Annotated in this window: 8 protein-coding genes; all 8 read right to left on the bottom strand. The window is 27.8% G+C overall.

Annotation, left to right across the window (positions count from 1 at the left end; genetic code table 11):
• Positions 1-3: 3 nt before the first annotated feature.
• The 8 genes from O6B72_RS05425 to O6B72_RS05460 are packed head-to-tail and all read right to left on the bottom strand — an operon-like array spanning position 4 to position 6,357.
• The gene (locus O6B72_RS05425) at positions 4-1,830 is read right to left on the bottom strand and encodes a DUF3991 and toprim domain-containing protein (protein ID WP_269492457.1); all 1,827 of its coding nucleotides are present in this window, start codon (positions 1,828-1,830) and stop codon (positions 4-6) included.
• Positions 1,831-1,833: 3 nt separating this feature from the next.
• A complete protein-coding gene (locus O6B72_RS05430) occupies positions 1,834-2,187 on the bottom strand; it encodes a hypothetical protein (RefSeq protein ID WP_065844265.1) in 354 nt (117 codons plus the stop codon).
• Between the two features lies 1 nt (position 2,188).
• Positions 2,189-2,893, bottom strand: coding sequence for a TrbM/KikA/MpfK family conjugal transfer protein (locus tag O6B72_RS05435; RefSeq protein ID WP_244079015.1), 705 nt, complete (start codon positions 2,891-2,893; stop codon positions 2,189-2,191).
• Positions 2,890-3,126 carry a hypothetical protein gene (locus O6B72_RS05440; RefSeq protein ID WP_269492458.1) on the bottom strand — a complete coding sequence of 79 codons (237 nt, stop codon included), beginning with the start codon at positions 3,124-3,126 and terminating at the stop codon, positions 2,890-2,892. Before O6B72_RS05440 ends, O6B72_RS05435 begins: the two co-directional genes overlap by 4 nt.
• On the bottom strand, positions 3,123-3,539 hold the full coding sequence (ssb, locus tag O6B72_RS05445; protein WP_011991597.1) for a single-stranded DNA-binding protein: 417 nt from the start codon (positions 3,537-3,539) through the stop codon (positions 3,123-3,125). Before ssb ends, O6B72_RS05440 begins: the two co-directional genes overlap by 4 nt.
• Before the next feature lie 12 nt (positions 3,540-3,551).
• Positions 3,552-4,547: a type IV secretion system protein gene (locus O6B72_RS05450; RefSeq protein WP_024962968.1), complete on the bottom strand. Its 996-nt coding sequence runs from the start codon at positions 4,545-4,547 to the stop codon at positions 3,552-3,554.
• On the bottom strand, positions 4,544-5,185 hold the full coding sequence (locus tag O6B72_RS05455; protein ID WP_024962967.1) for a hypothetical protein: 642 nt from the start codon (positions 5,183-5,185) through the stop codon (positions 4,544-4,546). The genes O6B72_RS05450 and O6B72_RS05455 overlap by 4 nt, the downstream gene beginning before the upstream one ends.
• 41 nt (positions 5,186-5,226) lie before the next feature.
• Complete coding sequence (locus O6B72_RS05460; RefSeq protein ID WP_269492459.1) at positions 5,227-6,357, bottom strand: hypothetical protein; 1,131 nt, start codon at positions 6,355-6,357, stop codon at positions 5,227-5,229.
• Between the last annotated feature and the right edge of the window lie 564 nt (positions 6,358-6,921).

Here is a 6,921-nt window from a genome sequence, read left to right on the forward strand (position 1 = left end):
ATTTTATATTCTTCTTGAATATTCGTTACTTATTTTGTTTTCTAAAAGTTTTAATCTTTTAAAGCAATCTCTCATACCTGCTAAGGGTTGTATTTTTGGTGCAATATCTTTAAATTTAGGAATGTTATATCCAAACAATTCTTTTACTCTTTCATGTTTGGCTTGTGGCTCTAAAAACTCGTACTTTTTTGATAAGTACTCAACCTTTTTACTAAAATCATTTAATGGCTTTGTAAGGCTTTCTTTACTGATTTCATTGGCTCTTAGCCCTAATGTTTTGCCTATCACTAAATCATCGCTAAAATCCTTTAAAATCGCTTTGTCAGTGGTGGCTCTAGGGATTATTTCTTTTGCTATCACATCAAATTCTTTCCCTTTTTTGTCATTATCAAAGCCTAGTATGATATTCGCATTTACTGCTTTTTCATTTAAAAATTTAAATACTTCTTTTTGACTACTTGTTATTTGACCATTTGTTGAGCACAATAAAGTTTCTTTTAAATTTAAGCCTTTTAATTCGCAGTATGATAAAGTATCTATCATACTCTCACAAATAACTATATTTTTAAAATCTTTTAAATTTTTTTGCGAATCATTGGCTTTTAAAATTTCTAATCCTTTACTTCCATTACAAAGCTGTTTAATCGGCTTATCATATAGTTTTCCTTGTGTATCTTGTGTTAAAGGCTTTGATAGGTAGCTTATGCTTCCTGCTTGTATTAAAAGCTGAATTTCGCTATCTTTGTATGAATAATTTTTACATATATAACTTGGAACTACTGCGTTGCCGTATTTGTTATCTTGCTTTAAATCATTAAATTCTTTTAAAATTTCAGGACTTATTTTTCTTGCTGTAGTTAAAAATGAATTTTCTGTTATTTGTTCTAAATTTTTATAGTTTTCTATTGCTTTTCTACTGCTTTGAGATATAGTTGTTATTGACTCTACACTACTTTTCAACTTATTTATATCTATATTTTCACTACTTAGTAGATCATTTGCTCTTATGCCACGATTTTTTGTAAAATTATATATATTTCCCCTGTCGCTGTCATCGTTGGGATTAAAGTACAGATAATGCCCATTTGATTGTCTTGATATTATGATTGTATCATCTTGATCGTTTGTAAGTGTTTTATAATTACGACTACTTTTATTTCTTTTTTCGTAGTATCCATTTTTTATTAAAATTTCATCTAGTGGTAGCTCTATTAAATTTTGTTTGTTTGGTTGTATTTCCACCTTATTGCTATTTATTTCTTTACTTTTTACTTCTTCTTTTTTTATGCTATTTAATTCTTTTTCAACTAACGGTATATATTTGTCAATATTTTTTATAAAATTATCTACTTCTTTTGTAAAATTTTTATAATTTATTTTATCCATTTCGTTTTTGTGAAATGTTAAATTTTTAAGTGTTATTGCTTCATCATCCCCCTGTCTTTGTGAGCCAATTTTTCCATCTTCAAATTTATATTTTGAAGAAAGGGGAAGTATATTAATTGTTAGTTCATCTTTGTCTTTGCTTACTTCTAAACTGCACATATTTTTATACAGAGCTAACTGCAGGTTTTTAACACCATCTGCTTTAGTAATAGCGTTTAAGGTCTCTTTAAATGCATTTTCTGCTTTATTTTCATTAACATTTTTGTATATGTATTGTGGAAATTTGTTTATAGCTTCCCAGCCCCTTGTCGTATTGTAAATATTTGAATAAAATATCCCTATATAATCTTTAATTGCTTCTTTTTGGGATTTGGATTTTTTTGCACTGATTTCTTTTAAGGTCTTAATTTGTCCTTTGAGTTTTTCTTCCCTTTCTTTTTGCATTTTTTATTCCTTGTTGATTACTTCCCAAGCCTTTGCGTAAATTGTATCCCACACATAGATTATATATAACACTTCATCATTTTTATATTTTTCTATAAGTTCATCAATTTCTTTAAATTTGCCATTAAAAATATCAGTAAATTTTTCATTGCTATAGTGTGCTTTATAATAAGTTACAGCTCCACCGTGCATTTTAAAATTATCAAAATTTTCTAAAACTATGGGTTCAAATTTATCAGCTTTAGATTTTTCTATAATGTCTAAAGTATCTATAACTTTATACTCAGCTAAAAAATCAGATAAATCGTCTATTATCTCTTTCTCTACTTCAATAATTACTGGAGGATACATGCTCATCTTAATCCCTATTTATCCAACAATCCTTTTTAATTCCATCAAATTTGTAGAAACTATTACAAAAATTCATATTTTTATTTCTTCTACAAAATTTACTATTGTTAGCATATGAGCTTATATTCGTAGCTCCTTTTGATTTTAGCCTTTTAAATTCATCTTCTGATATTTTTATGTTTATTTTTCCGCCATTCCACTCATTCTCGCTATACCATCTTGTAGTTCCACAAGTATTTACTGGTCGGATATTTGTATATGAGTGTGCGATCAATGCTTCGCATCCTGTTGGCATTTTTGTTGCTGGTCTATACTCATACTCTACACATCTGCAACGCCTTTCGCCACAACTTTCTTTTACGCATTTTGTTTCAGGATGATTGTTAATATAATCTGCTGTGCATTTTCTAGCGTCTACATTTGGAAGTACATTGTCTCTTAAATCAGCAAAGACTGGATCTTTTTCATCAGCTCCATCTACTGGGCAGAGTCTTAAAAAATTTCTCCTGGCATTTACAGTGTCGCTCCATTTTTTGTGTTTTATACTAAAATATTTATTAATGCTTGGACTACATTCTCCTGGTCTTGTGCCACTACTTAAACATAAAATTGCTTCACAAGCAAGTTTTGTGTCTCCTGTTAACATATCCCCAGCACTTAGGCTACTTGCTAAAATTAAAGCTGAAGCTATAGTTAAAATTTGTTTTTTCATTCTTGTTCCTTTAAGTAAATTATTCTATCTTCTATCTTGCTATTTATTTCTTTTAATGTTTGAGATAACATATCTGTAAATTGGTACATATTACCACGATAAATGTTTTGATTATATGCTTCATTGACTCCATTCATTTTTAAATTTAAAATAGAATTATTTAAGTCTTTAATGGCAATGATTATCTCATCTAACTTTTTTTCTATATTTGAGTTATCTTTTTTAAACATCATTCTAGCTCTTCTTTAAAGTCATCATTATAAATTTCTTGATCTAATGCTGGTTTTAAATTTACATTGGCATCTACTTCTTCTTTTTCCCTTTTATTATTTAACCAATAAAACTCTTTGACATTAACACCCCATGTATATCTAGTAACTCCATTATTATCAACATAATCATCAGTATATAGCTCTCCTGAGCATAAAAATTGAGATCCTTTTTTAAAGTACTGATTTGCAACTTCGGCAGTTCTGCCAAATAGCTTTATTGGTATCCACTCAGTTCGTTCTTTTTCTTGTCCACTATTGTCTTTAAATCTCTTACTTATTGCAAGCGAATTTATACCTACTGCATTGCCAGTTGTACTACTGTATCTTAATTCAAAATCTCGCCCTAAATATCCACATAGTTGTACTTTATTCATTATTTTCCCTTTTTAATTATCTTTTTTAAAGATGAATTTTGGTAGTCCTAGTTCATCTTTTGGAAGCTGTTTTGTTGTTGGCTCAAATAATGTGTCATTTCGCTTATGTTCTACTACAGTTTGATCAAAACTAGCTTCATCCATATTTTTAAAGTTGTTTTGCTCACTTAGCCCTCTACTTGCTGTTGCCATAGTGCTTGTATAGTTTATGTTTAGCTCATATTGGTGTTGTAAATTTTCTAAAATTTTAAGTAGTATAGAATTTGTGAGTGCTTGGGCTTGTTTTTGATTATTCGCCTTGCTTAGCTGAGTGGCTAAAATTTTAAAGTCATTTTGCATACTTGCTTTTGAGTATCTATTTGTTTTATCTGCGTTGTTAAAAGTATCTTCAAAAGCTAGGAGAGTGTTTGTCTTTTCTATATTACTTCTTTCTTGCAAAAATCTTTCAGCATTTTTTATATTCGTTATTTGAGCCTTGTAGTTTGCTCTTTCTATTGGATCAAGTGATGCATTCATCTTTTGTGTAATTTCTTCTATGCTTTTGCTTACATTTGCCCCATTTCTTAAAGCAAAGGTGCATTGATTGACTTTGTCTTTTATCTTTGAGCTTGATGTTTTTACAGTGTGACCAAAGAACTGACTATTTGTTTCTAAAAATGAACAAGCAGTCTTAACCCTTGCAATATCGCCCATAATATCTTCAGGGATACTCTGTACGTTACTATATATATTTTTCATATCATCAATCATCTTTGTTGCATCACCTAAAATTTGATTAACATCATTCATATCAACTCCAAATTCTTTCATCTGTTTTTCAAAATTTAGAGTATCTTTTACCATTTGTTCATATTGTTTTATTTGCTCTGCGTAATCTTTTAGAGATTGTGTGTATCCAGTTACTGCTTGGGCAATTGCAGCAACATCAATTGTTGGTATTCCACTTGCAGTTGCACTATTTAAAAAAAGTACCGATGCTGTGGTGATAGATAGCATTACTTTTTTCATATTTCTCTCCCTTTTTCATTGTATTTATTGTTTTCTTGATTTTTTAAGTGTATCTTTATGTTTTTTTCTAGCTTTTCTGTAGCTTCTGGATAGTTTTTATAAAATCTTTCCTTATTGATTTCTTTTCCTGTTTCTAGTTTTATTTGACCTTGCTTATCTGTTTTTGTGAATGCTTTACTTTCTTCAAGCTCTATAAAATTTTTTAAAAGATTTGATCCACTTCTTTCTGATGGGTTTCTTTTAAATTCATCTAATTTTTCTTTTGTATCTCTAAAAAAGGATAATTCTGTTTTCATAGATGAGAACTCATCATCTAGTTTTTTATAGAGATCTCTGTTTTCTTTTTTAAATTTGTCATATAGTTTTTCATCATCTTTGTGTGGAATTAGTATTTTTTCGTTAGTGTCTTCATCTCTTTCCCATTTTCCCATACTATCTTGTTTTTTTGATTGCTCTATCATTTGATTTGCGTTATTTGCATATTTTTGTGATTTATCTTTATCGTAATCATAAGCTACTGCTAAGCCTTGATTTAACTCTATATATTCTTTTCTTAAAGTTAAAAAATCATTCTTAACTATCTTTTGACTTTCTTCTAGTATTTTCTCAACTGCATCTCTTTGTTGTTTTGGTGTCATTTTATTTTCCTTTATTATTGTTTGTTCATTTTTATTGATTTTTATAATTCTCTTTCTAGCGACCTATCTTTTTCTTGATCTTTTGTTTTATTTAGTGTTTTATTGAGTATGTTTTCTTTTTCTTTTTCTAATGTTTTACTTACTTTTTTATGCATTTTTGGATATGTATTTTTAAAATTTGGAGTTTCTTTTTCTATGTTATCCATCATTTTTTTAAGTTTTTGATATCCATCTAGGTCTAATTCTTTATTTTTTGTCAACTTATCATATGTTGTGCTTAGTTTTGCAAAATTTGAGCGTTCTTTTTCCATTTCATCCAATCCGCCCTTTACTTTTTTTCTTTCATCATAAACTTCTTTTACTAGATCACTAACAGCATCTTTAAATTTTGGACTATCAAATGCAAGTTCTAGTTTTTCTGCTCTTTGTCTATTTTTAGCTTCGCTCTCTTCTTTACCTTGTTTAAGCATTATTTCCAAGCTTCTATCCATTTCTTGAAGTGCTGTTATAACTCCAGTAATTCCATCGCTATTCATTAGATTATCAATTGATTTTTGAAAATTTGCTTCAAGTCTTGATTGTTTGTCTTTTAGATCTTCTAGCTCTTTTTCGTGTTGTAGCTCTAGTTCAACAGCTTTTTTATTCCAGTCAATTTGTTCGGCTTCTTTTGTCTTATCTTCTTTTGGTGTTTCTTGGTTTTGTTTCTTGTCTTCAGTCTTTTGTTCTTGTTTTTCTTTAATTTCTTTTTCTTTTGCTTTTATCTGCTCTTCAACTTGTTCTTTTTCTTTTAAAATATCCAAGCTTTCTTTTAAAACTTCGTTACTTTCTAATTCGTTTATGCTATCTTTTACTTTGTCTCTTGTTATTCTTGGATTTTTAATTTCATTTAGCTCATCTTGTCTATCTTTTATCTGCTCATTAATTTCTAATTTTTCACTTAAAATTCCCAAAGCTTCTCTTGTATCTTTGTTTAATTTTTCATTTGAGCGATTAAAACTCTTCTGTACTTGTTTTTCTTTTTCTTCGTTTTCTTCAAGTTCTGATTTTTGTGTATTATTTTGCTGAATATTTTGCGCATTGTATTTTTTAACAGATGGCTCTTTTGCTACCAATTCTTGTTCTTTTAAATATCCCCATTCTTCTAATTGTTGTTGAGTTAAATCTTCAGCCATTTTTTCTCCTAATTATTAATATTCTAGATAGCTTATATAATTATTACTACAATTAGCATTTTATCTTTAAAAAAATTTACACTTGCTTTAAAAAGCGGCATACAAAAAAAGAAAAAGTAGCTAAATTTATAAAAACGCTTTTAAATGGCTTTTAAATGCCTAAAAATCAATTTTATTCTTTTTTTTGAATATTTTATTGAATTAATTTTTTAAAGCCGTTTTTACCCCCTTTAAATTAACCAAATCTTGTTTAAATCTAAAAAAATAGACCAATGTTTAATTTTTTTAAAATTTTGCTCTAAAATATAAATTATAAGTTTTAGTTATATATAATTAAGAAAAATTTAAGAATTGCTTAAAATACTTAAACTAAACTTAAATAAAAAAATTTTGATCCGTATTATAATTTTTTTAAAAATCAGCTCCTGAACTATAGCTTACGATAAAAATTTTAAAAATTTCTAAATTCACAATTAAAAACAAGTCATCTTATATTTTTATAAAGCTCATTTGAATTTTTTTTTTTTTTTTTTTTTTTTTTTTTTTTTTTTTTTTTTTTTTTTT

The sequence above is a fragment of the Campylobacter ureolyticus genome (assembly GCF_027277485.1).
In the GTDB taxonomy this organism is placed as follows: domain Bacteria; phylum Campylobacterota; class Campylobacteria; order Campylobacterales; family Campylobacteraceae; genus Campylobacter_B; species Campylobacter_B ureolyticus_B.